The organism is Falsiroseomonas tokyonensis (assembly GCF_019024325.1).
Lineage (GTDB): Bacteria > Pseudomonadota > Alphaproteobacteria > Acetobacterales > Acetobacteraceae > Falsiroseomonas > Falsiroseomonas tokyonensis.
On the sequence record NZ_JAFNJS010000022.1, the window covers coordinates 1 to 21,897 of the forward strand.

The window sequence follows — 21,897 nt, forward strand, 5'->3', positions numbered from 1 at the left end:
ACCGCCTTGACGAACTCCTGCCGTGGAACTTCACGCCCGCCGGGTCACCTGCGGGGACCGGCTGACGCTTACCCTGCTGCCGAAGCGGTGGATTGTGGAGCGAACCATCGGATGGATCAGCCGCAACCGGCGGCTGGCCCGTGATTTCGAGCGGCATTGCCGCATCGCCGCTGCCTTCGTTCGCATGGCCATGATCCGCATCATGCTTCGACGACTGGCCGCAAAGCCCTCAGCGTGAATCCGAACTTCCCGGATGGGCTCGAAGAGGTTGTTGACCTTGTTGTGAGCGGAGAGGAAACGCTGTGCTAGTCGAGGCGATTTGAACCGCTTCATCTGGCGCTCTCTTCGTCCCCGCGTAGAGTGACTTGGTGGCGGGTGAGTTCATCCCGGCCCGCTACTGGAGCAGCACGCCACCCGCGAGCAGTCATCAGCTTAACAGTGCCGTCCACGGCGTCAGGGCGGACCACCGTGGTGACCAGCGCCCAATCCCGCCCGTTCAATCCGCATTGAGGGGCCGCTCCGCGGTCGTTGGGCCAAAGCGGTTCAGCGGCAGCTTGAGATATGAGGTGCCGTTCGCCTCGGGTTCCGGCAGGCGGCCGCCGCGCAGATTGATTTGCAGCGCGGCGAGCATCAGCCTGGGTAGGGGCAGCGTTCGGTCGCGCTCCTCGCGAAGGCGCACAAACTCTTCCTCGCCGACGCCGTCGCGGAGGTGGACGTTGCGTGCCCGCTGCTCGGCCACGGTCGCCTCCCAGCGTGCCGCGCGCCCGCCTGGACAGTAATCGTGGCCGGTGAAGAGGCGCGTCTCCGGCGGCAGCGCGAGAATTCGTTGGATGCTGCGGTACAGCGCCCGCGCGTCACCACCGGGAAAATCGGCCCGTGCCGTGCCGGCGTCCGGCATGAACAGGGTATCGTGGATGAAGGCGGCGTCCCCGACGAGGTAGGTGACGGAGGCCGCCGTGTGGCCCGGGGAGAAGATCACCTCGACCTCCAGCCCGCCGATTTGGAAGCGGTCACCCTCGGCGAACAGGCGGTCCCAGTGGCGGCGGTCCTCTGCTTGCAGCTCCGGCAGGTGGTAGATGTCCGCCCAGATTTCTTGCACCGCGGCGACGCACTCGCCGATGCCGGTCGGTGCGCCCAGGCGGTTACCCAGGTAGGCCACGGCGGACAGGTGGTCGGCGTGCGGGTGGCTATCAAGCACCCACTCCACGGTCAGGCCATGCGCCCGGACGTGGTCGGCAATCTCGTCCGCAAAGCGGGTGTCGGTGGCGCCGGAAGCGCTGTCGAACCCGAGCACGGGATCGATGATAGCGCACCGCGCCGTCCCGGGATCCGCGACGATGTAGGCAACGCTCCCGGTGCCCTTGTCGTGAAAGCCGTGCACGATTGGTCCGCGTGACATCATCGCCTCTCCTCCGTCGCTTGCTAGAACGGTGCGGCAATTATATGGACAGCGAGCACCGCAGCGCCGAGCGTGACGCGGTATCAGGTAAAGAGCGCGAAGCCGTGACGCTCGACGAAGGCGGCGAGCATCGGACAACCACGAGCGCCGTGGCGAACGTCGCGGCGAATCCAACTGCGCTCAACGTGCTGCCCTTAACATTGAGGGCTGCGCGGTTCCTGTAGAGGTCGAAGGCTGCGGCCCCAAGCAGGGTAGGGCAAACGACCAAGCCACTTCTCGTATTAGTCGCCCATCCCGCATCTCCTCCCGTCCCCTACGGCGAACAGGAGCGCGCGCCGCCGTCGAAACTACGCCGCCCACTACTCCTGCTGGCGGACGCCCATGAACTGCAGCAGCAGCATGAAGAGGTTGATGAAGTTCAGGTACAGCCCCAGCGCGTCCATCACGCTACGCTTCGCCGCCAGGTCGGCCCCCTCGGCGTAGGCGTGCTCGACGTAATCAGCCTTGATCCGCTGGGTGTCCCAAGCCGTTAGGCCAAGGAACACGATCACGCCAATGACGCTGATCGCGAACTGCAGCGCCGTGGAGCCGATGAACATGTTCACCAAGCTCGCAATGATGATGCCGATCAGGCCCATCATCATAAAGCTGCCCATTCGCGTTAGATCGGCCTTGGTTGTGTAGCCGTAGAGGCTCATGCCGCCGAACATTGCCGCGGCGACGAAGAAGGCGCGCGCGACCGAGGCGCCGGTGTAGATTAGGAGGATGTGTGAGATGCTGGCGCCCATTACCGCCGCGAAGGCCCAGAACAGCAGCTGCGCGGCTGTTTTGGACAGCCGATTGATGCCGAAGCTCAATACCAGAACAAAAGCCAGGGGCGAGAACATGGCGATGTAGGCCAGGATCGTCGGCTGGACCGCGACGCCGCCTGGCGTCATCACACGCTGATAGAACAGCGCCTGCAGCTCAGGGGTATTCGCGATCAGGTACGCGACGGCGCCGGTCAGCAGTAGCCCCGAAGCCATCCAGTTGTAGACGCGAAGCATGTGCGCCTGGAGCCCGGCATCGACGGCGGCCGCGTCGAGGGCCGCCGTGCGACCTGAGCTTGGCGCACCCGTCGTGGGTTGATAATCGGGATGAAGGGCCATTGTCGTGAACTCCTTGTTCGAGGCATCGCCATTCGGATTCAAAGGTGGAGGCATTGTCGTCTGGCACAAGCGGGATTCGGGGGACGCGTAGCCGGATGCGGCGCCCCAACCCGCACTTGTCCAGGAGCGTCGGCGCGGGCCTCCCCTTGGCTTGCGCATGTGCGCCCGACTGTTTGAAAAAGGCATCGCCGCAGTAAAGCATGATGTTCAGCACGAAGACGGTCATGCTTCCTAGCGTCCCACTCGTGAACATGTCGAACATGCCCAGGATCCCGCCCCGCGTTGGACGAGGATCTCGCCCTCACCGCGGCGTCCAGACTGGAACGGGCAGGTAGGTGTCGAAGCGGTAGACGATCAGCGCATTCAGCGTGAACCGGACGCGCTTCTTGAGCAGCGTAGCTTTGGCCAGCACACCGAGGCTGAGACTGGTCGCAAACTGCTCGACGGCCAATGCCATGCGCTATTCTCCACGCGGCTGCAGCGCCGAGGGCTCGCGCGCCGTAGCTGTTCGTTCCCACGCTTAGGGCCCCTCCGCGCGCTGCCGCGCCGGCTGCGCCGCGGCCGAAAGATTGCGCGCGGTGTTCGCCAGGGCGAGGTGGCTGAAGGCTTGCGGGAAATTGCCGAGCTGGCGTCCCGCGCGCGGGTCGTACTCCTCGGCTAGCAGCCCGACATCGTTGCGCAGCGCAAGCAGGCGCTCGAAGAGCGCCCGCGCCTCGGCGCGGCGGCCGAGCAGGGTCAGCGCGTCAGCGTACCAAAAGCTGCAGGCGAGAAAGGCGCCCTCACCAGGCGGCAGCCCGTCCCCGGCTTCGGCCGTGTCGTAGCGCAGCACCAGGCCGTCGACCACCAGGCGCCGCCCGACCGCCTCCACCGTGCCGCGCACGCGCGGGTCGCCAGGCGGCAAGAAACCCACCTGTGGGATCAGCAGCAGGCTCGCGTCGAGCGTCTTGGAACCGTAGGATTGGACGAAGCTGTTTAGCTCCGGGTCGAAGCCCCGCCGGCAGACATCCTCGTGGATAGTCCGCCGCAGCGCGCGCCAACGCTCCACCGGGCCCTCCAGTCCGAACTCCTCCACGCCCCGCACGGCACGGTCCAGCGCCACCCAGGCCATGACCTTCGAGTGGACGAAGTGCCGGCGATCGCCGCGCACCTCCCAGATGCCCTCGTCCGGGCGGTCCCACACGGCCATGACCTGCTCGGTCAGCGCCCGCTCCAGCGCCCAGCCGGCCGCGCTCGGGGCGAGCCCCGCGCGCCGCCCCTGGTGCAGTGCATCGGCCACCTCGCCGTAGACGTCGAGCTGGAACTGGGCGTGGGCGGCGTTGCCGACGCGCACGGGGCGGGAGCCCTCGTATCCCGGCAGCCAGCCCAGCTCTCGCTCGCCCAGGTACCGCTCGCCGGCCAAGCCGTACATAATTTGTGTTTGCGAAGGACTCCCGGCCGCCGCGCGCAGCAGCCATTCGCGCCAGGCCCGCGCCTCCTCGAGGTAACCCGCGTCGATCAGGGAGATTAGCGCGAGGGTGGCGTCGCGCAGCCAGCAGAAGCGATAGTCCCAGTTGCGCGGCCCGCCGATCCATTCGGGCAGCGAGGTCGTCGGCGCGGCGACGATGCCCCCCGTGGGCGCGTAGGTCAGCGCCTTGAGGGTGATATGCGAGCGCAGCACTGCCTCGTGCCAGTCGCCGGTGTGCCCGCAGCGCGCGGACCATTCGGTCCAAAATGCTTCGGTGTCTGCGAGGGCAGCGTTGGGATCCGCAGGCGGGGGCGCGGGCAGGTGTGAGGGGCCATAGGTGAGAACAAAGGGCACAGCCTGCCCCGCCTCCACAATAAACTCGCCCCGGGTGATTAGGTCCTCGCCGTGCAGCGGCACCGGCGTGCGCAGCTCGACCATATCCGGCCCGGCGATTGCGCGCAGGCCGCCCCCCTCCGGCAACCGCGTTACCCAGGGCACGTGCGCACCGTAGCCGAAGCGGAGCAGCAGCTCGGTGCGCATCGCCACCCGCCCGCGGTGGCCGACGACAAGCCGGATCAGGTCCGAGGCGTGCCCGCGCAGCGGCATGAAGTCGACAAGCGTGGCGGCGCCCTCGGCGGTCTCGAATTTTGTCTCGAGGATCAGCGTGCCGGGGCGGTAGCGGCGCGTTACGCGCGGGGCCGGGTCGGACGGGGCGACCAGCCAGCGCCCGTGCTCCGGCCCACCAAGCAGCGCCGCGAAGCAGGCGGGGCTGTCGAAGCGGGGCCAGCACAGCCAGTCGATCGAGCCGTCTCGCGCCACCAGCGCCGCCGTCTCGCAATCTCCGATCAGGGCGTAGTCCTCGATGCGTGCCGCCATACCTCCTTCCCCCGCCGTTAGCCATTGCCGCGGAAGGCGGGGTAGAGGGTCATGCCGCCGTCCACGTAGAGCGTCGTGCCGACGACGTAGTCTGAGGCGTCAGAGACGAGCCAGACCGCGGCCTCCGCCACGTCCTCGGGCTCGCCGATGCGGCCATAGGGGATCAGCGCCAGCAGCATCGCCTCAGCTGCCGCCGTCTCCCATGCCTCGCGGTTGATGGGTGTGCGGATGGCCCCGGGGGAGATCGCGTTCACGCGGATCCGCTTCTCAGCGAGTTCCTGCGCCAGGGTCTTCACGAGCATCGCCACGCCGCCCTTGGAGGCGGCGTAATTGGCGTGACCTGCCCAAGGGATCACGTCGTGCACTGAGCTCATGCAGACGATCTTGCCCGCCGCGCGCGAGGGGCCGTCGGACGCGACCCCCTGCGCCAGGAAGGTACGCACCGCTTCCCGTGCGCAGAGGAACTGGCCGGTGAGGTTGACGTCGATCACGCGACGCCACTGCGCGGCTGTCATCTCCGCGAAGGGTGCATCCTGCTGGATGCCGGAGTTGGCAACAAGGATGTCGAGCCGGCCGAAGGCGCCGAGGAAGGCGCCGAACATCGCCTGCACCTGCGCCTCGTCCGAGACGTCGGCGCCGAGCGCAATTGCCTCACCACCCTCGCGGAAGATCTCCTCCACGAGCGCTTCCGCCGCGTCTCGGCCAGAGCGGTAGTTGATCCCCACCGCAGCGCCGGCCCGCGCGAAGGCGCGGGCGATACCGGCGCCGATGCCGGAGCTGGCGCCGGTGACAATGGCCTTCTGGCCGGACAAGGGCCGATGCGCCTCAGTCATCTCTATCTCTCCCTCGGGCCCTAGACCACGTACCGGTCCCAGCCGGCGTAGTGCTCGTCGGTGCGCGGCCCGCGCGGCAGACTGAGCGCGATCAGCAGCACGCCTGCCGCGACGCTCGCCCAGGCGGCGACGGGCGAGGCCACGCCCTCCAGGAGCCAGGGCGCGACCGTCAGCCAGGCGCCGAACAGGGCGTTCACAAACCGCAGCGGCCGCGCGACCTCAGCCGTGGCGATGATTGCCACCGTGAGGGCGAGCGCTCCCACCACGTGGTCGCTGTTGGCCATCGGCCCCGACGTGCCGAAGACTAACCGGGTAAGCATGAGGAACACGCCGATCGCGATCGAGACCCCGAGTGTCCAAGGCAGCGTTATGCCGCGCGTCGTGTCCGCCCAAAAGACAGGCCAGCTAACGAGAGCGTCCGAGTTGTCCTCCTGTCCGCCATCGACCGCTTCGCCCTTGAAGAAGGTGCGGAACAGCGGCTTGCCCCGGCAGTGCGACCAATAGAGGAACTGGCCCATTGCGATCACCTCGTCCAGCGCGAAGGGAATCATAACCAGCATTGCGAGCGCAGCGATGAGCGCCGGCGTGCTCCAGGTCCCGATCATGATTGGCTGGATGATAATGAAGTAGACGCTCACCACCCCGAGCGGGATCACCAGAATGCCGAAGAAGGTCACCATCCAGGGCATCGTGCGCCAGCGGGCACGGGTGCCCATCACCGCCATGAGGATCTCGAGCATGTAGCTGACCGCTCCAAGCCCGGCGTCCGGGATCGGCCAGGCCTTCGAGACAGAGGAGGTGATGATCTCCGCTGTGCCGTTCCTGGGGTCGGCCGGGTCGCCCGCAAAGAAGGGCTCCCAGACGAAGTCCACGTGGCCGAGCTGGTAGGCCGTGAGCATGCGCGAGATGAGGAGGCCGACGAGGCCGAGCGCCGCGATCGGCAGCCGCTGCGCCCCAGTCGAGGGGCAGTAGGTCCAGCCCGGCGGGATGACCTTGGGGTCCATCATGCCGGCCATGCTCATGCCCGGCATCATCGGCACGAGGACCGCGAAGGCGATTACTAGCGCGCCGACCAGCAGGTCGGTATTGTACTGGGCGGCGCTCGGGCTCCAGAAGAAAAGAGGTGCGAACAGGAGCCAGATCCCGATGCTGGCGTTCGCCCATTGCGCGAACCAGGATGTGCGCTTCGAAAGCGATAGGGCGCCGAACAGGGCTATCAGCAGCCCGCTCACGACATCGCTGGCCATGAGCGCGCTGGCCCGCCACTCGACCGAGGGCAGCCCGCGCTCCTGCGTGATCGCGCGCACCGCGGCGCTGACGGATTCGGTCGTCACGGCGTCGTAGACCAGCGGGCTGGCGGCAAGCCAGAGGCCCAGGCCAATATTGGCGAAGTGGGCCCAGCGGGTGCGCCGCGCATCCGCCTCCATCGCCGCCATGTGGTCATGCCCGCCCATGCCCGCCATCGCGCCGTGCCCGACATCCGCCTTGCCCTTCCCGGCGTGGCCCATGGCAGCATGATCCACGGCTCCGTCTCGTGCTGCGGCGGGCGAGCCCTCGGCCTTGGTCGTCTCTGAGGCGTCCGGCGACCGCCGCTTGCCGTACCAGGCGACGAGCGAAGGGTTGAGCTTGTTCGCCTTGTACCAGCCGACCGGGTTGCGCTTCAGCGCCTCGACCATCCTGGGCAGCGCCTCGCGCAGTGAGTGCTTCGGCTCCCAATTAAGGAGGCTGCGGGCTTGCGAGATGTCGAGGATGTAGTGGTCACTCGACTGCTCGACCATCCAGGGCTTGACGAACTCGTCCCCGCCCAGCACCTCGTTCTGGAGCCACACGCCCGCCATCGCCAGGGTCTTTGGCACCCGGACAGTGGTCCATTCCTCTCCGTGCAGCGCCTCGCCGATGATGTTCTGGACCTCCGCATAGCCAAGCGCCTCTGGCTCGCCGACGAGGAGCGGCAGCTCGGGGGGGAGTTCACGGCGGCGCTCGATGAGGCGCGCGATGGCGTCGGTCAGGTCGTCAAGGTGGAGGAAGGACTGCCCAGCGCAGAGCATCCCGGGGTAGACGTGAGCGGCAAGCCGGTGCTCGTAGATGCGCGCCACCTGCTCGGCGATGAACGGCGAGTGGCCGAAGTCGTCGTAGACTCCGGCGATCCGCAGGAACACCACGGGCACTTTGCCGTGTCGCTCCCGCAGAAGCGCCTCGGTGCGTACCTTCGACTCCGGGTAGGCCCAGGATGGTTCAATGGGCGAGGATTCGTTGATCCTCTCGTCCGGCCGGTCGGTCGGCTTGTGGACGAGCATCGTGCTGGCATAGATGAACTGGTCGACCTCGAAGGCCTGGAGGGCATCGATGAGCCGGCGCGTGCCCTCGACGGTGATCTTGTCGTAGAGCGGGTTGGCCTCGCCCGAGACGTCGTAGTAGGCGGCGAGGTGCACGACCGAGGCAATGCGGTTGCCGAAGCGGCGCCTCACCTCCTCGAGCGCCGCCTTGACCCCGTCGTCCGAGCTCAGGTCGAAGTCGATGGCGTGGGCCGGCGCAGGCGGGTCGGGTGGCCCGGCGCGGTCCAGGCCTACAAGAGGCAAGCCCGAGGCGGCGAGCCTGCCAATCAGTGCCGACCCAATGAAGCCGCTGCTGCCGGTGATGAGAACGGGCCCGTCTGGGGGCGAAGAACCGAGCATGCGAGAATTCTCCGTGGGGCGCCTGCCAATGCTACCGACAATCCGACGCCATGCGGGCTCCGCCTCTCCTCGATCGATGGCCGTCATCGAAGATCCTCCTTGAGCAGCTCTGTGTTGATCGCAAAGGCCGCCATCGCGCCCTCGGCCGCCGCGACCACGGTGAGCTGCACGCGGCGGGACGCATCGCCCGCAACGTACAGACCCGGAACGTCGGTGGTTTCATACCTGCCGGTCTGGACGTCGCCCCGTCGCGTCAGCGTGCAGCCGAGCCTCTGGGCGAGGTCGCTGGACTGGCGGTCGTCGCTGGCGAAGAATAGGGCGCGGCGCGAGAGCGCCTCGCCAGTCTCAAAGCGGATGCACTCCAGCTCGCCGTCACGGGCCTCGAAGCGGGCGATGCGCTCCTCGCGCAGGCCGATCCCGTTGCGGGTCAGCTGGTCAAGGTCGTCCGGCGGTAGCCCGGCCGGCCCGTCGGTGCACAGCACGAGGTCGCGGCTCCAGACCGTCAGCTCTAGGGCGAGGGCCTTGCCGGCCTCGCTATGACCATGGATGGCAAGCGGCTGGTTGCGGTGCTCCCAGCCGTCGCAGTAGGGGCAGTGGAACGCGCTCCGGCCGTAGATCTCCGCGAAGCCCTCGACCTCCGGCAGCGCATCCACGACACCGGTCGCCAGCAGTAGCTTGCGCGACGCCTCGACGCGGCGGCCGCCGCTGTCCAGGGTGATCTCGAAATCGCCGTCGGGGCGGCGCCTAGCGTCGGTCGCCTCGGCGTTCCGGATCTCCACGCCGTCGTAGGCGCCAAGCTGCTCGCGCGCCAGCCGGCGCATCTCGGCGGGGGGCGTGCCGTCCCGGGTGAGGAAGCCGTTGAGGTGCCGGGAGGCCGCATTGCGCGGCCGCCCGGCGTCGCACAGAAGCACGCGCCGGCGGCAGCGCCCCAGGATCAGGGCCGCGCTCAGGCCGGCCGGCCCTCCACCCACAATGATGACGTCGTACATAGTCGCTCCCGTGCTCACCTGCGTCTGGCCTTGGGCCGGAGCCCGCCGCGGGCAATGGCGTTGCCCGCGGCAATCCGGCTGCCGCCTTAGGCGGTCCCGACCATAGCCCGGCAGCTCTCGGCGCAGCGGCGGCACGCCTCGGCGCAGCGCCGCATCTCCTCATGCTGACCAAGGCGGTCGCAGTCGTCGGCGCATTGCGCGCAGATCTCGGCGCACTCGCGGCAGAGGTGCGCATGGTGCGAGGAGCGCCGGGCCATGAAGTCGGCGGTGACAACGCAGATCTGAGCGCAGTCCGTCAGCAGCCGGATGTGGTCCTCCCGCGCGTGCTCGCCGCCGGTGCCGAGGCAGAATGCGATGGTCTGGAGGCAGATCTGGTGGCAGTCCAGGCACTCGGCGATGCAGCGTTGCATCGCGGCGTCCGGTGCCTGGGAGGTGGTGGTCTGGCCGCTCATATCTGGTGTCCTTCCTGGGGAGTGCCGTGTCACGCCTGGGCTCTCGCCTGCCACCCGCCGCCGTGGGACGGCGGCGGGTGGCGCGGCGGCCGATCAGCCGCGCTGCTGGTTCGGCGCGGGCGTGGCGGGATCGGAGCCGCCCTGGCCTCGGTTCATCCCCTCCATCATCTTGTTGCAGTTCTCCATCATCCGGTTCATCTGCGCTGGGTCCATCTGGCCCATCATGTTCATCATCCCCATCATGCCGCGCATCCCGGATCCCTGGCCGGGCTGCATGCCCGTCATGCCCTGGCCCTGCCCGGGCTGAGCCGGGGCGGGCTGGGCCTGCTGGGCAAGGGCGCCCTGGGTGGCCAGGAAGCCGCTGACGAGGGCGGCGGCGGCAAAGAGCGCAGTGTGCTTGCGGGTCATGCTGTGTTCCTTTGTTGATCGCGTGGTTGTGGGAGTGGTGCCGGACGGCGGCGCCGTCAGGCGTTCTGGCGCGACGCGCGCGCTTCCGGCCCGGGGGCGTTGGCCTGCGAGTGGCAGGACTTGCCGTCCTTGCCGCCCATCATGCACAGGCCAAGCGCGCACATCGCCGCGCAGGGCAGCAGCGAGAGCACGAGGGGGGCGAGCCCGAAGGCCACGAGCCATGGCCAGCCGAACGCAAGACCCGCGATGACTAGCGTGACAACCCCGAGCATCACCGCCCGGCGGCCACGCAGCCATGAAGGCAGGCGGTCGGCAAGGCGCCACCGGTCCGGTGGGGTCTCGCCGGGTGAAGTGGGCAAAGTGAGAGCGTTCATGTCTTTTCTTCCCATCCGTCAGACCCGGCAGTGGTCAGACCACCGCCCTGGCGGGCGGAGGCTGGTGTGCCCTAGTCCTCGTGCGCTTCTTTCGCGTAGCGGCGGCAATTGCGGGCCACCGACGGCGGCACCGCGCTCGCTAGACCACGGCGCGAAGATTGGGAGAACACCGCCCAAAAGGCGGGTACGCCCGCGTGTCAGACGGAGTGGATGGGAGGGAAGAGGCTGGGTTCAACCGTCCGGCCGAAGAGGACGGAGGGCGGCACCGGAGCCCAAATCTTAGACAGCGGTGGCACAGACGGTGGCTGAGCTACTGGACTGGGTAGCGCTACAGCGGTGCACCCAATCATGGCGGCGGAGCAGGCAGGCAGTCCACCCTTCGGCGTAGGTGCATCGCTGGGAGCACTGCTCATAGCAGTTTCACTCATCAAGGCACCGCAGTTCAGCATTTCCGTCGGTGCGAAGCGGGCAGCCATCGCCATCGCCGGACCTAGAAGCGCGACGATCGTCAGGATAACCGTAATCCGTCTGATGATTGCTACCCGCATGGTTTTGTGAACGGCCCGACTACGGCGGAGTTTCAAGCGCAAGCGCATCTATTGTCAAACCTGCAAACAAGCGGTCGGAACAAATGGCGAGCCGGCGCGGTAGAAGGCTTCGGCAAGAACCAGTTTGTGCGGTCCTTGCCCTGGTCAAGTGCTGAGGGGCCTATGGAGCCAGCGGGCTTGGCACGCGACGCATGCGTGCCGGCGGAGGCGCCCGAACGTCCTGGCAGGTTTCTCCGCTGCTGGAGTCGGCGGCAGATTCCCTGTTGGCGCCCAGGCCGGCACTCTGCAAGGTTCCGCCGCCGCCGGCCGGCGAAGGTCAGAACCAGACCAGCCTGTCCGCCGAAAAACAGGCGGGTCACTCGCCCCTTGATCCCACCGTGGACCGCCGCCTATTCTGCTCTATGGGTTTCTCGCTCTTCCGACGCTTGATCGTGGTCCTCTCCGTGCTGGCGCTTTTGCTGGCAGGGTTGGCCACGACCTCCGTCGCAGCAGATGCACCATGCGGTATGGAGATGGCTGCGGCAGCAGCCGACGGTGACTCTTGCGACGGCGGTAGCATGCCGGATAATCCCGAGACGGTGCCCGACGCGTCGGTGTGTTCTGCGAAGTGCCCCGTCCTGCTGCTCGACTGGGCTGTTGCACCGCCCGCCGTGGCATACCTCGAGTTTACCGTGCAGGCGCCTCGCCGCCATTCCGTGCAGGCTGGCATTGGCATCGTTCCCCCGTTCGAACCCCCTCGCGCCTGATCTCTCCCGGCCTCTGAAGACCAAGGCCGGTCTCGGCCGAGCCGCACAGGCGTGACCCTGGACGGCTCTGCCGCGTAGCGCCGCATGTGCAAGGCGCGCAGCTGGCTGTGCCAGCTTGCGCACCGTTTGTCGGCGGCTTGCTGAGCTCAAGACGCGAGGACCAACTCAGTGAGTATTTGGAAAATGTCCGCCCGCTCGGCCATGCTGGCCGTGGCGATGGCGCTGACGCCCCCTGCTGACGTTCTCGCCGCAGGCGCGCAGGACTATGAATTCCAGCTGGTGACGCCCGAGGTGAGGCAGGGCGTGGGCGCGGTTATAGTGATCCGGCTCGTCCACAAGTCGTCCAGCCGCGCCGTCTCGGGCGCTGTGATCTACGCCACGCGCCTCGACATGTCGCCCGAGAGTATGCCGACGATGACCATGCCGGTCACGCCGGTGCTGGGCGGCGATGAGCCTGGCGTCTACCGCTTCCGCGCCGACCTGGTGATGGCCGGCGGTTGGGCACTGACGCTTGCGGCCAAGGTGCAAGGCGAGCAGGGCACGGTGCAGAACCGTCTTGTCCTTTACGCGGTCCAGTAGGGGCGGCCACCATGCGACGTATGGTTCTGACGGCGTTGGCCGTGCCCGTAGCGGTCGGCCTGGCGGTCGGCGGCTACCAAGTTGGACGGTTGGATCTGGTTTCAGGGCTGGGACCAGCCGCCGCCTCGGAGAAGCAACAGGCAAGCGAGCCGGCGAGGCCCGCCTCCGAACGCGTCCTCTACTACCGCCACCCCGACCAGCCGGAATACGCGGCGGGGCCGCGCCGGACCGACGATGGGCGGGACTTTCGCGCGGTCTATGCCGGCCAGGACCTGGAGCCGGAAGACCCGGCCGCGCCGGCGAACGCGACGGTCGCAGCCCAACCAACCGCGGGTAGCCCGCGGAGGATTCTCTACTACCGCAACCCGATGGGTTTGCCGGACACCTCGCCGGTGCCCAAAAAGGATTCGATGGGGATGGACTACATCCCAGTTTACGAGGGCGAGGACCAAGACGGGTCCACGGTGCGGGTTGCGCCGGGCCGGATCCAGACCACCGGCGTGCGCTCCGAACCCGTCGCCCTGCGCGAGCTGGTGCGCCCGGTGCGCGCCCCCAGCATGATCCAGCTGGACGAGCGACGGGTCTCAGTGGTCGCACTACGGGCTGAGGCTTTCATCGACCAGGTCGAGGACGTCACCACCGGCGACCGCGTGCGGCGCGGCCAGCCGCTGCTGCGCCTCTACTCGCCGGAGGTGGTCGCCGCCGGCGCTCAATACGTCTCGGCACTCGGAATCCCCGCCGGGACCAGCGGGGCCACCGCCGACGGCGCCCGCCGACGGCTGGAGAACCTCGGCGTGCCGCCGCAGCTCCTGACCGAGATTGAGCGGACGCGGCGCATCCCGCAATCCTTCGTCTGGCCAGCCCCGCGCGACGGTGTGGTGCTGGTGCGGAACGTATCCGACGGCATGCGCATGCCGGCAGGCGAGATCCTGTTCCGCCTGGCCGACCTCTCTGTGGTCTGGGCGGTGGCCGACCTGCCCGAGCGCGAGCTGGGGAGCCTTGCACTCGGCCAGAGGGTTGAGGTGCGCCCGCGTGGCCTGCCCGGCCGCAGCTTCGCCGGTCGCATCGACCTGATCTACCCCCAGCTCAACACGGAGACCCGCACGGCCCGAGTTCGAGTTGAGTTGCCCAACCCTGGGGGCGTGCTGCTCCCGGGCATGTACGCCGAGGCAGAGATCGCCTCAGGCGGCGGAGGGCCGGTGGTCGCTGTCCCCAACTCCGCTGTGATCGACAGTGGCACCCGACAAGTGGTGATCGTCGACCTCGGCGAGGGGCGCTTTGAGCCGAAAGAGGTGAGGCTTGGCCGCCGCGGTGGCGGCTTCGTCGAGATCCGGGATGGCGTGGTTGAAGGCGACCGCGTTGTGGTCGCCGCCAACTTCCTGATTGACGCGGAAAGCAACCTGCGTGCTGCCCTGCGTGGCCTGGCTACGGCTGCCGGGGAGGAAGGCAAATGATTGCCCGCCTCATTGCCTGGTCGGCGCGCAATGTCTTCCTGGTGCTGGTTGCCACCGCCTTCGTGGTGGCGGCTGGGATCTGGGCGGTGCGCAACACCCCGCTCGACGCGCTGCCTGACCTCTCCGACGTCCAGGTCATCGTCTACACCGACTACGCGGGCCAAGCCCCTCAGGTGGTCGAGGACCAGGTCACCTATCCGCTCGCCTCGGCCATGCTCACGGTGCCCCGCTCCAAGGTCGTGCGCGGCTTCTCATTCTTTGGTGCCTCCTACGTCTACATCATCTTCGAGGACGGCACGGACCTCTACTGGGCGCGCAGCCGCGTGCTCGAGTACCTCAATGCCGCTTCGGGGCGCCTGCCGCCTGGAGCGAGGCCGGCGCTCGGGCCAGATGCCACCGGCGTCGGCTGGGTCTACCAGTACGCCCTGCTCGCCAAGGACCTCACCCTGGCAGAACTCCGCTCCCTACAGGACTGGCGCGTCCGCTACGCCCTTGCGCGCGCCGAGGGCGTGGCCGAGGTCGCCAGCGTCGGCGGCTTTGTCAAACAGTACAACGTGGTGGTCGACCCGCTGCGGTTGCGCGCGCTCGGCATTTCCATGAGCCAGGTGCGTGAGGCAATCCGGACGAGCAACCAGGATGTCGGCGGCCGCACCGTCGAAATGTCCGAATTCGAGTACATGGTGCGCGGCCGCGGCTATTTGCGCGGCGTCGAGGACATCGAGCGGGTCGTGCTGCGGGCCGCAGGAGGTACGCCGGTGCTGCTCAGTGACGTCGCGCGCGTCGAGATCGGGCCGGACGAGCGGCGCGGTATCGCCGAACTAAATGGCGACGGCGAGGTAGCGAGCGGCATCGTTCTGCAGCGCTTCGGTGCTAACGCGCTCGATGTGATCCGCAATGCCAAGGCGCGTCTGGCCGAAATCTTGCCGAGTTTGCCCGCGGGCACCGAGATCGTGCCGGTCTACGACCGCTCCCACCTGATCGAGGCCGCGATCAAGACGCTCAAGGTCACGCTGATCGAGGAAAGCGTTATCGTCGCCCTGGTGACGGTGGTGTTCCTGCTGCATGTCAGAAGCGCACTCGTCGCCATCCTGATGCTTCCGGTCGGCGTGCTGATGGCCTTCATCGCCATGAAGGTGATGGGCATCGGCTCGACCATCATGAGCCTCGGCGGCATCGCCATCGCAGTCGGCGCCATGGTGGACGCAGCGATCGTCATGATCGAGGCCGCTCACAAACACCTGGAGCGCGCGCCGCCAGATAAGCCGCGTCTCGAAGTGCTAATCGTGGCTGCGACCGAGGTTGGGCCGGCGCTGTTCTTCAGCTTGCTTGTTATCACCGTATCCTTCCTGCCGATCTTCGCCCTGGAAGCGCAGGAGGGACGGCTGTTTGGGCCCCTCGCCTACACCAAAACTTTTGCCATGGCGGCGGCGGCGCTGCTCTCCATCACGCTCGTCCCCGCGTTGATGGTGGTCTTCGTGCGCGGCCGGATCGTGCCCGAGCACCGCAACCCGGTAAACCGACTGCTGATCTGGCTCTACCGCCCGTTCATTCGCGTCGTACTGCGGGCGCGCGTCCTGACCATCCTAGTCGCCGTCGCGGCGCTGGGTGCCGCCGCTTGGCCGGCGATGCGGCTCGGGGGCGAGTTCATGCCCACCATGAACGAGGGCACGCTGCTCTACATGCCGACCACGCTGCCCGGCCTTTCGGTGACGCGGGCAGCGGAGCTGCTGCAGACGCAGGACCGGATCATCCGCTCCTTTCCGGAGGTCGCCTCGGTCTACGGCAAGGCGGGGCGGGCCGCGACGGCGACCGACCCAGCGCCGACCGAGATGTTCGAGACGGTGATCCAGCTGAAGCCAAGTTCCGAGTGGAGGTCGGACGTCACGGTCGACGGCCTGATCGCCGAGATGGACCGGGCCTTGCAGTTCCCAGGCGTCAGCAACGCCTGGACCATGCCGATCAGGGCCCGCATCGACATGCTTTCTACCGGCATCCGCACCCCCGTCGGCGTGAAGGTGTTTGGACCCGATCTCGCCGAGATCGAGCGCCTTGCGCGCCAGGTTGAGGCGGTGGTGCGTGCCGTCCCCGGAACCTCGAGCGCCTATGCCGAGCGGATCATTGGCGGCTACTACCTCGACATCATGCCCGACCGTGACGGGATTGCCCGTTACGGGCTCTCGATTGACGACGTGCAGGCTGTGGTGGCCACCGCGCTTGGTGGCGAGACGGTGACCACCACCGTCGAGGGGCGCGAACGCTACTCGGTCAACGTACGCTACCCGCGCGAGCTGCGCGATGACCCACAGTCGATTGCGACGGAGGTGCAGGTGCCGCTACCGGCCGGCGGCTCGGTCCCGCTCGGGGAGGTGGCGACCATTGGCCTCAGCCGCGGCGCGACCTCCATCCGAACCGAGAACGGCCAGCCCGTGGGTTACGTCTTCGTTGACATCCGCGACCGCGATTTGCGGGGCTATGTCGAGGAGGCGCGGCGCGCCGTTGCCGCCGAGGTTGCCTTCCCGCCGGGCTACCACGCGACTTGGAGCGGCCAGTTCGAGTACCTCGAGCGGGCCGAGGCTCGACTACGCATCGTCGTCCCGGTCACGATTCTTATCATCTTCCTGCTGCTCTACCTGAACTTCCGCGCGTTGGCGGAGACGCTGATCGTCATGCTCTCGGTGCCCTTCGCGCTGGTGGGCGGCATCTGGCTCGTGTGGTGGATGGGGTTCAACCTGTCGGTCGCGGTCGCCGTCGGCTTTATCGCGCTGGCCGGCGTCGCGGCCGAGACCGGCGTGGTGATGCTGATCTACCTCGAAGCCGCGCTAGTGGCGATCCGCGCCCGCTGCGCGGCGGAGGGGCGGACACTAACCCGCGCTGATCTGCGCGACGCCATCATGGAAGGCGCAGTGGAGCGCGTGCGTCCGAAAATGATGACTGTCGTCGCCATCATGGCCGGACTGCTGCCGATCCTCTGGAGCGAGGGCACGGGCTCGGAGGTGATGCGGCGGATCGCGGTACCAATGGTGGGCGGCATGGTCTCGTCAACCGTGCTCACGCTCTTGGTGATCCCGGCCATTTACAGCTTGGTGAAGGGCTGGGGCCTGCCGCGGGAGACGGAGGCCGCCGCCCTGACCAATCGCGCCGACACTCGCCCGGTCCACGGCGCGCGCCCCGCACCGGCGCGCCGCGAGCCGGTTGGGAAATGAAGGGGCACCGGGATGACGAGGACAATGCGGCAGCGGGCCAGCAGCCAAGCCCAACCGCGGTCGGTCGGCCGGCGGCCGGAGGAGCCGGGGGCAGGCACTCGAAACCAGCGGCCGCTGGGCGGCCAGTTCGGACGGGTGGTGCCGGCCTCGGATACGTGCGGCAGGCGGCGTCCGCCTGCCGCCGGAAGCGTGCCCGCGAAGGGCATATGTGCAGTGCAACCAAGGAGCAAAGACATGACCACGAGAAGGCCGCTGACCATGGCCGCCGCTGCGGCGGCGCTGCTGACCCTGACCGGCGCCGCGGGCCATGCCCAGCAAGGCTCGGCGGCCATCGCGACTGGCACCGTCCAGAAGGTGGACGCCGCCGGCCGGATGTTGAGCCTCGCCCATGGCCCCATCCCGGAAATCCGCTGGCCGGCGATGACGATGGATTTTCCCGTGGCGCCTGGCGTGGACCTGTCAGCGCTCACGCCCGGACGGCAGGTGGAGTTCACTCTCGCGCCGAGGCCTGGGGCGGGCGGTGGCTACGTCGTCACCCGCGTGGTCCCGAAGGGTTAAGCGTGGTCGCTGCGGCGGCGGGCGCCGTCGCTGGCCGAAGGCGTGGCCGTGCCCTTCTGTCGGGCACAACCTTCTCAACCTCCGGCGGAGGAGCCGTTCGTTTCAATGTTCTTGACACCTAGCGGACGGCGCGCTTCCGCCGAGGAGCGGCGCCACATTCGGAACTGTTTGGAGTGCCGCCGCGCCTGCCTCCGCGCGGCGATGGCAGCCCTCGAGCGCCGCGGCCCGGAGGCGTCTATGCCTCTGATCCGCACAATGCTCGACTGCGCGCAGGCCTGCTTGATCGCCGCGGACTTTATCACGCGCATGCCGTCGCTCCGTGCCAAGTTGTGCGCGGCCTGCGCGGCGGCGTGCGAGGCCTGCGCCGAAAACTGCCGGCGCATGGCAGGCGAACTGCCCGAAATGCAGGACTGCGCGGAGGACTGCTGGCGCCGCGCAGATACCTGCCGCGGGATAGTGCCCGCCGGCTCAATCGGCGCCGTCGTCAGCTGAAACATCCCATGCCGAAGCCGGTCGAGGTGGGCGTTGCTGCCCGACGCTCTAGGTGAAGAAGGAGCATAGGCGAATGAATGGGCAAGTGAGGACTATTCCTGGTGCTCGCGCTCTCCGACAGCATCCCATGACGTTCCACCAGGGTGGCGGTGGTCGTCGGCTCGGTCCTGAACCTTATCACGAAGGAGGACGGCTTGGTCGAACTGAACGTCTCGAAGGCACCGTGCACTTTCGCCCCCGATTGCGGCCACTCATTTCCCGCCCATTCCCAAGCACGGCGTTCGGGAAGGCAAGCATCGACCTTTCCACCTGGCCTCTCAGCACCGGTGTCGGCCACGCCCGAGCCCGCGGGGGCGCGGTGCCGACCCCGCGCCGAGCGGAGAGAAGGGTCCTGTCCACGACCGAGAGATCGCGCCGATGACCAGCCACCGTTTCCCTCCCGAACGGCGCGGCCTCCTAGTCCTGTCCCTGAGCTTGCTATCCCTGGCCGGGCTCGCTGCGGGCCTTGCCTTGTGGGCGGTCCCGCTCGGCAAGCCGGCGCCGCCAGCTAGGGTTGTGCCGGGCGCTGCGCCGCAACCGTCGCGCGGCATGGTGATGCGTGAGAGACCCGTGCCGGTTCCCGACCTTGCGTTCACTGACGCGGAGGGCAGACTGCTCAGCCCAGCGGACTTCCGGGGTAGGACCGTCTTGCTGAACATCTGGGCGACGTGGTGCGTGCCCTGTCGCGAGGAGATGCCCGCCCTGGACCGGCTGCAGGCTGAGCTGGGCGGCCCCGATTTCGAGGTCGTGGCGCTCTCGATCGACCGCGGCGGTGCCAACCCAGTCCGCGCCTTCTACGACCAGATCGGGATCGCGAACCTCGCCGTTTACCTTGATCGCCCAAACGTATCCAGCCGCGCGCTCGGCGTCGTGGGCATTCCAACGACGCTGCTCATCGACCGCGATGGCCGCGAGATCGGCCGGGCTATCGGCCCGCTGGAGTGGGACAGCTCGGAGATGATTGAGCTGATCCGGCGCGCGATGACGGCGGCGCCGTCACGTCCATGAACGTACCTGCCTCCTCCACCGCGTAGGAAACCACATGCTCGCCCTCCCATTTCCGATAATTGACCCGGTACTGGTCCAGGTTGGGCCCATCGCTATCCGCTGGTACGCCCTGGCCTACATTACGGGCATCCTGCTCGGCTGGTGGCTCGCGCGCCGGCTGGTCGCGCGGCGCCCGACGGCCGCGACGACCGAGCAGGTGGAGGACTTCGTCACCTGGGCAACGCTCGGCATCATCTTCGGCGGGCGGTTCGGCTACGTGCTCTTCTACCGGCCCGGATACTATCTGACCGCGCCCTGGGAGGCGCTCTACCTCTGGCAAGGGGGGATGAGCTTCCACGGCGGGGCACTGGGCGTGATCCTGGCGTTGTTCCTCTTCGCGCACAGCCGCAAGCTCGACGTCCTTTTCTTCGCAGATCGCATCGTCTGCGTCGTCCCAATCGGCCTCTTCTTCGGCCGCCTCGCCAACTTCGTGAACGGGGAGCTCTGGGGCCGTGTCAGCGACGTGCCCTGGGCGATGGTCTTCCCGGGCGCCGGCCCCGAGCCGCGGCACCCGAGCCAGCTCTACCAAGCCGGCCTGGAGGGGCTGGCGCTATTCGGGGTGCTGATGTGGCTCGTCTCTCGCCCCTGGATGCGAGCGCGACCGGGTCTGCTCTCCGGTGCCTTTCTTGCGGGCTATGGGGTGGCGCGCATCATTGGCGAGTTCTTCCGCCAGCCAGATGCGTATCTGGGCTTCCTCTTCGCGGGGGCGACCATGGGGCAGCTTCTTTCGCTGCCCATGGTCGCCATCGGCGCCTGGCTAATGCTGCGGGCGAGGCGTCGAGGTGCCCCCGGCGCGCAGCCTCTTGGGATCCAGCAAGAATCTGTAGCGCCGAGCTTGGGCAAGAAGCTCGGCGGGAAGTAGCGATGAGCGGCGACTCGCTGCGGCGATTCTTGGAGAGGACCACGGCGAGAAGTGGCGCTTGGTCATTGGGTGCTCGGCGGGCTGGTATACCTGCTGCCCGGACTGCTGCTGGCGGAGCGCTTGCTGCGGGAAGGCGAGCCACAAACGCGTCGGCGTGCTCCCTGGTGAGCAGCCCTCCTGCTCCTCAGGCGTTATGCTCCTGGGACATCTGTCCGATCGCGGCGTCGCCCGGGTTGCGGGGGGGGTGGCCGCCGCCCATATCGCGGTCGCGCGGCTGGGGCAGACAATAATTACCGCGACGGACGAAGGAGGAGCGCGCATGATCCAGCTCGGCCAGGTGGCCCCGGACTTCGAGGCGGACACGACCAAAGGCCGCATCCGCTTTCACGAGTGGCTCGAAAGCTCCTGGGGCGTTCTGTTTAGCCACCCCAAGGACTACACTCCGGTCTGCACGACGGAGCTGGGCGAGACGGCGCGGCTGAAACCCGAGTTCGACAAGCGCGACGTGAAGGTGATCGGCCTGTCGGTGGATCTCGTCTCCTCTCATGAGGGTTGGGAGAAGGATATCGCCGAAACCCAAGGGCACGCGGTCAACTTCCCCATGATCGCCGACCCGGAGCAGAAGATTTCCAAGCTTTACGGGATGGTCCATCCGGAGGCCGATCCGACCATTACCGTGCGCACCGTCTTCGTCATCGACCCGAATAAGAAGGTGCGGCTGATGATGGTCTACCCGCCCTCCACTGGGCGGAACTTCGACGAGATCCTGCGCGTGATCGACAGCCTGCAGGCCACCGACACCAAGAAAGTGGCGACCCCGGTGAACTGGCGGCCCGGCGACCGGGCGATCATCCCGCCTTCCATCTCGGACGAGCAGGCCAAGACCCTCTTCCCCCAGGGCTGGAAGGCGGATCGCCCCTATCTGCGCTGGGTCGAAGTGAAGTAGGAGGCCGCTGAACCATGGGCGCGGAGCGCTCTTGCACCGCGCGCATGCCACGGCAGGCGCGAGGCGGCCAAAGATGGCCGTCGAGCACGCTGACGCGGATCGCGGCTGCCGCCTCCAGCTTGAATGCGTCCAGGAAGCTCCGGCGCCGTTTTACGCTCTCCACCATGAACACCTCCAGGCCCTTCAGCCTATCAGGGGTGTCCATCCAAGCGGTTCTTCTGCAGGAGAAATTCGCCGCAGCCGACCGCTCCGGTTCAGGCCAAGATCACGAACCTGCGGCGCATGGAGGCTGCGCTCTAGGACGTGCTTGCGGACTGCGCCGACGGGCCGCACTGGAGTGCCCACTGATCGAGACATTGTTCAGCGACAGCGAGCACACCGGAATGACCGCCTTGTCGTAGGTCCTTCGGCACGTCTGGCGGGGGAGCTTGCCCTCGATGTTCCCTCCGCCACTCTGGGGCGGGCTATGCAGCGGAGGCGAACTCTATAGTTCATCCGCAACGGCGTAGGCCCCACAGGCGTTGAAAATTTCGTTCCGGGCTCACCGGCATTCGGTCGATCAATAGGCCCAGCGGGTAGCGGGAGCGGAGTGAGTCATCATGGGCATCTACGGGCGGTGGATCCTACCACGCCTGATCGACTGGACGATACGCGCCGAGGACCTGGCCGGCCTTCGATGCCGCTTGGTGCGTCGCGCGCAAGGGCGCGTGCTCGAGGTCGGATTTGGCTCGGGACTGAACCTGCCGCTGTAAGCGTCAGCCGATCCCGGCCTTGAGTTGATGGTGCTGGTTCGCCGAAGTGGTTGTCATGACGGACAGCACGACA

Annotated in this window: 22 protein-coding genes and 1 pseudogene; 13 read left to right on the top strand and 10 right to left on the bottom strand. The window is 67.6% G+C overall.

Features of this window, described 5'->3' with window-relative positions; translation table 11 throughout:
* Nucleotides 1–73: 73 nt before the first annotated feature.
* Nucleotides 74–238 (top strand): annotated as a pseudogene (locus J3S20_RS29110) (transposase); the annotation flags it as partial.
* A 258-nt stretch (nt 239–496) separates the two neighbouring features.
* Here the strand turns inward: J3S20_RS29110 and J3S20_RS29120 are convergent.
* Nucleotides 497–1,402 carry an MBL fold metallo-hydrolase gene (locus tag J3S20_RS29120; protein WP_343215332.1) on the bottom strand — a complete coding sequence of 302 codons (906 nt, stop codon included), beginning with the start codon at nt 1,400–1,402 and terminating at the stop codon, nt 497–499.
* A gap of 41 nt (nt 1,403–1,443) precedes the next feature.
* Between J3S20_RS29120 and J3S20_RS29125 the strand changes: the two genes are divergently transcribed.
* The gene (locus tag J3S20_RS29125; RefSeq protein WP_216840442.1) at nt 1,444–1,623 is read left to right on the top strand and encodes a hypothetical protein; all 180 of its coding nucleotides are present in this window, start codon (nt 1,444–1,446) and stop codon (nt 1,621–1,623) included.
* Nucleotides 1,624–1,758: 135 nt separating this feature from the next.
* On the opposite strand, the gene J3S20_RS29130 is transcribed toward J3S20_RS29125, so the two are convergent.
* The 9 genes from J3S20_RS29130 to J3S20_RS29170 all read right to left on the bottom strand — a co-directional run bounded on the left by J3S20_RS29130 (nt 1,759) and on the right by J3S20_RS29170 (nt 10,598).
* Complete coding sequence (locus J3S20_RS29130; RefSeq protein ID WP_216840443.1) at nt 1,759–2,547, bottom strand: Bax inhibitor-1/YccA family protein; 789 nt, start codon at nt 2,545–2,547, stop codon at nt 1,759–1,761.
* A 301-nt stretch (nt 2,548–2,848) separates the two neighbouring features.
* Nucleotides 2,849–3,004 carry a hypothetical protein gene (locus tag J3S20_RS31345; protein WP_216840444.1) on the bottom strand — a complete coding sequence of 52 codons (156 nt, stop codon included), beginning with the start codon at nt 3,002–3,004 and terminating at the stop codon, nt 2,849–2,851.
* Between the two features lie 63 nt (nt 3,005–3,067).
* Nucleotides 3,068–4,867 carry a glycoside hydrolase family 15 protein gene (locus J3S20_RS29140; RefSeq protein ID WP_216840445.1) on the bottom strand — a complete coding sequence of 600 codons (1,800 nt, stop codon included), beginning with the start codon at nt 4,865–4,867 and terminating at the stop codon, nt 3,068–3,070.
* Between the two features lie 17 nt (nt 4,868–4,884).
* Nucleotides 4,885–5,700 (bottom strand): glucose 1-dehydrogenase, encoded by an 816-nt coding sequence (locus J3S20_RS29145; protein ID WP_216840446.1) that lies wholly within the window; start codon nt 5,698–5,700, stop codon nt 4,885–4,887.
* Nucleotides 5,701–5,720: 20 nt separating this feature from the next.
* Nucleotides 5,721–8,462, bottom strand: a complete 2,742-nt coding sequence (locus J3S20_RS29150; protein ID WP_216840447.1) for an NAD-dependent epimerase/dehydratase family protein — start codon at nt 8,460–8,462, stop codon at nt 5,721–5,723.
* Nucleotides 8,459–9,364, bottom strand: coding sequence for an NAD(P)/FAD-dependent oxidoreductase (locus J3S20_RS29155; RefSeq protein WP_216840448.1), 906 nt, complete (start codon nt 9,362–9,364; stop codon nt 8,459–8,461). Before J3S20_RS29155 ends, J3S20_RS29150 begins: the two co-directional genes overlap by 4 nt.
* An 86-nt stretch (nt 9,365–9,450) precedes the next feature.
* Nucleotides 9,451–9,816: a four-helix bundle copper-binding protein gene (locus tag J3S20_RS29160; protein ID WP_168054976.1), complete on the bottom strand. Its 366-nt coding sequence runs from the start codon at nt 9,814–9,816 to the stop codon at nt 9,451–9,453.
* 93 nt (nt 9,817–9,909) lie between these two features.
* A complete protein-coding gene (locus J3S20_RS29165) occupies nt 9,910–10,224 on the bottom strand; it encodes a hypothetical protein (protein WP_216840449.1) in 315 nt (104 codons plus the stop codon).
* Between the two features lie 56 nt (nt 10,225–10,280).
* Nucleotides 10,281–10,598 (bottom strand): hypothetical protein, encoded by a 318-nt coding sequence (locus tag J3S20_RS29170; RefSeq protein WP_216840450.1) that lies wholly within the window; start codon nt 10,596–10,598, stop codon nt 10,281–10,283.
* Between the two features lie 348 nt (nt 10,599–10,946).
* On the opposite strand from J3S20_RS29170, the gene J3S20_RS29175 reads away from it, so the two are divergent.
* The 11 genes from J3S20_RS29175 (at nt 10,947) to J3S20_RS29225 (ending at nt 21,824) form a co-directional block, all read left to right on the top strand.
* Nucleotides 10,947–11,156 carry a hypothetical protein gene (locus J3S20_RS29175; protein WP_216840451.1) on the top strand — a complete coding sequence of 70 codons (210 nt, stop codon included), beginning with the start codon at nt 10,947–10,949 and terminating at the stop codon, nt 11,154–11,156.
* A 253-nt stretch (nt 11,157–11,409) separates the two neighbouring features.
* On the top strand, nt 11,410–11,892 hold the full coding sequence (locus tag J3S20_RS29180; RefSeq protein WP_216840452.1) for a hypothetical protein: 483 nt from the start codon (nt 11,410–11,412) through the stop codon (nt 11,890–11,892).
* Nucleotides 11,893–12,075: 183 nt separating this feature from the next.
* Entirely contained in the window at nt 12,076–12,471 is a 396-nt protein-coding gene (locus J3S20_RS29185) for a FixH family protein (protein WP_216840453.1), read from the top strand.
* A gap of 20 nt (nt 12,472–12,491) precedes the next feature.
* Nucleotides 12,492–13,925, top strand: coding sequence for an efflux RND transporter periplasmic adaptor subunit (locus tag J3S20_RS29190; RefSeq protein WP_216840454.1), 1,434 nt, complete (start codon nt 12,492–12,494; stop codon nt 13,923–13,925).
* The gene (locus tag J3S20_RS29195; RefSeq protein ID WP_216840455.1) at nt 13,922–17,128 is read left to right on the top strand and encodes an efflux RND transporter permease subunit; all 3,207 of its coding nucleotides are present in this window, start codon (nt 13,922–13,924) and stop codon (nt 17,126–17,128) included. The genes J3S20_RS29190 and J3S20_RS29195 overlap by 4 nt, the downstream gene beginning before the upstream one ends.
* 234 nt (nt 17,129–17,362) lie before the next feature.
* A complete protein-coding gene (locus tag J3S20_RS29200) occupies nt 17,363–17,686 on the top strand; it encodes a copper-binding protein (protein WP_216840456.1) in 324 nt (107 codons plus the stop codon).
* A gap of 237 nt (nt 17,687–17,923) precedes the next feature.
* Nucleotides 17,924–18,178, top strand: a complete 255-nt coding sequence (locus tag J3S20_RS29205; RefSeq protein WP_216840457.1) for a hypothetical protein — start codon at nt 17,924–17,926, stop codon at nt 18,176–18,178.
* 594 nt (nt 18,179–18,772) lie between these two features.
* The gene (locus J3S20_RS29210; protein ID WP_246603392.1) at nt 18,773–19,225 is read left to right on the top strand and encodes a TlpA family protein disulfide reductase; all 453 of its coding nucleotides are present in this window, start codon (nt 18,773–18,775) and stop codon (nt 19,223–19,225) included.
* Between the two features lie 34 nt (nt 19,226–19,259).
* Complete coding sequence (lgt, locus tag J3S20_RS29215) at nt 19,260–20,126, top strand: prolipoprotein diacylglyceryl transferase (RefSeq protein WP_216840459.1); 867 nt, start codon at nt 19,260–19,262, stop codon at nt 20,124–20,126.
* 319 nt (nt 20,127–20,445) lie between these two features.
* A complete protein-coding gene (locus J3S20_RS29220) occupies nt 20,446–21,072 on the top strand; it encodes a peroxiredoxin (protein WP_216840460.1) in 627 nt (208 codons plus the stop codon).
* 599 nt (nt 21,073–21,671) lie between these two features.
* Nucleotides 21,672–21,824, top strand: coding sequence for a hypothetical protein (locus J3S20_RS29225; RefSeq protein ID WP_216840461.1), 153 nt, complete (start codon nt 21,672–21,674; stop codon nt 21,822–21,824).
* Nucleotides 21,825–21,897 lie beyond the last annotated feature (73 nt).

Excerpts from the sequence above, each read along its gene's own strand:
- J3S20_RS29175 (WP_216840451.1), top strand. The coding sequence starts at position 10,947 with ATGGCGGCGGAGCAGGCAGGCAGTCCACCCTTCGGCGTAGGTGCATCG.
- J3S20_RS29210 (WP_246603392.1), top strand. The coding sequence starts at position 18,773 with ATGCGTGAGAGACCCGTGCCGGTTCCCGACCTTGCGTTCACTGACGCG.
- lgt (WP_216840459.1), top strand. The coding sequence starts at position 19,260 with ATGCTCGCCCTCCCATTTCCGATAATTGACCCGGTACTGGTCCAGGTT.
- J3S20_RS29185 (WP_216840453.1), top strand. The coding sequence starts at position 12,076 with ATGTCCGCCCGCTCGGCCATGCTGGCCGTGGCGATGGCGCTGACGCCC.
- J3S20_RS29155 (WP_216840448.1), bottom strand. The coding sequence starts at position 9,364 with ATGTACGACGTCATCATTGTGGGTGGAGGGCCGGCCGGCCTGAGCGCG.
- J3S20_RS29120 (WP_343215332.1), bottom strand. The coding sequence starts at position 1,402 with ATGATGTCACGCGGACCAATCGTGCACGGCTTTCACGACAAGGGCACC.
- J3S20_RS29140 (WP_216840445.1), bottom strand. The coding sequence starts at position 4,867 with ATGGCGGCACGCATCGAGGACTACGCCCTGATCGGAGATTGCGAGACG.
- J3S20_RS29225 (WP_216840461.1), top strand. The coding sequence starts at position 21,672 with ATGGGCATCTACGGGCGGTGGATCCTACCACGCCTGATCGACTGGACG.
- J3S20_RS29170 (WP_216840450.1), bottom strand. The coding sequence starts at position 10,598 with ATGAACGCTCTCACTTTGCCCACTTCACCCGGCGAGACCCCACCGGAC.
- J3S20_RS29160 (WP_168054976.1), bottom strand. The coding sequence starts at position 9,816 with ATGAGCGGCCAGACCACCACCTCCCAGGCACCGGACGCCGCGATGCAA.
- J3S20_RS29150 (WP_216840447.1), bottom strand. The coding sequence starts at position 8,462 with ATGACGGCCATCGATCGAGGAGAGGCGGAGCCCGCATGGCGTCGGATT.
- J3S20_RS29190 (WP_216840454.1), top strand. The coding sequence starts at position 12,492 with ATGGTTCTGACGGCGTTGGCCGTGCCCGTAGCGGTCGGCCTGGCGGTC.
- J3S20_RS29200 (WP_216840456.1), top strand. The coding sequence starts at position 17,363 with ATGACCACGAGAAGGCCGCTGACCATGGCCGCCGCTGCGGCGGCGCTG.
- J3S20_RS29145 (WP_216840446.1), bottom strand. The coding sequence starts at position 5,700 with ATGACTGAGGCGCATCGGCCCTTGTCCGGCCAGAAGGCCATTGTCACC.
- J3S20_RS29125 (WP_216840442.1), top strand. The coding sequence starts at position 1,444 with ATGGACAGCGAGCACCGCAGCGCCGAGCGTGACGCGGTATCAGGTAAA.
- J3S20_RS29165 (WP_216840449.1), bottom strand. The coding sequence starts at position 10,224 with ATGACCCGCAAGCACACTGCGCTCTTTGCCGCCGCCGCCCTCGTCAGC.
- J3S20_RS31345 (WP_216840444.1), bottom strand. The coding sequence starts at position 3,004 with ATGGCATTGGCCGTCGAGCAGTTTGCGACCAGTCTCAGCCTCGGTGTG.
- J3S20_RS29195 (WP_216840455.1), top strand. The coding sequence starts at position 13,922 with ATGATTGCCCGCCTCATTGCCTGGTCGGCGCGCAATGTCTTCCTGGTG.
- J3S20_RS29220 (WP_216840460.1), top strand. The coding sequence starts at position 20,446 with ATGATCCAGCTCGGCCAGGTGGCCCCGGACTTCGAGGCGGACACGACC.
- J3S20_RS29205 (WP_216840457.1), top strand. The coding sequence starts at position 17,924 with ATGCCTCTGATCCGCACAATGCTCGACTGCGCGCAGGCCTGCTTGATC.
- J3S20_RS29130 (WP_216840443.1), bottom strand. The coding sequence starts at position 2,547 with ATGGCCCTTCATCCCGATTATCAACCCACGACGGGTGCGCCAAGCTCA.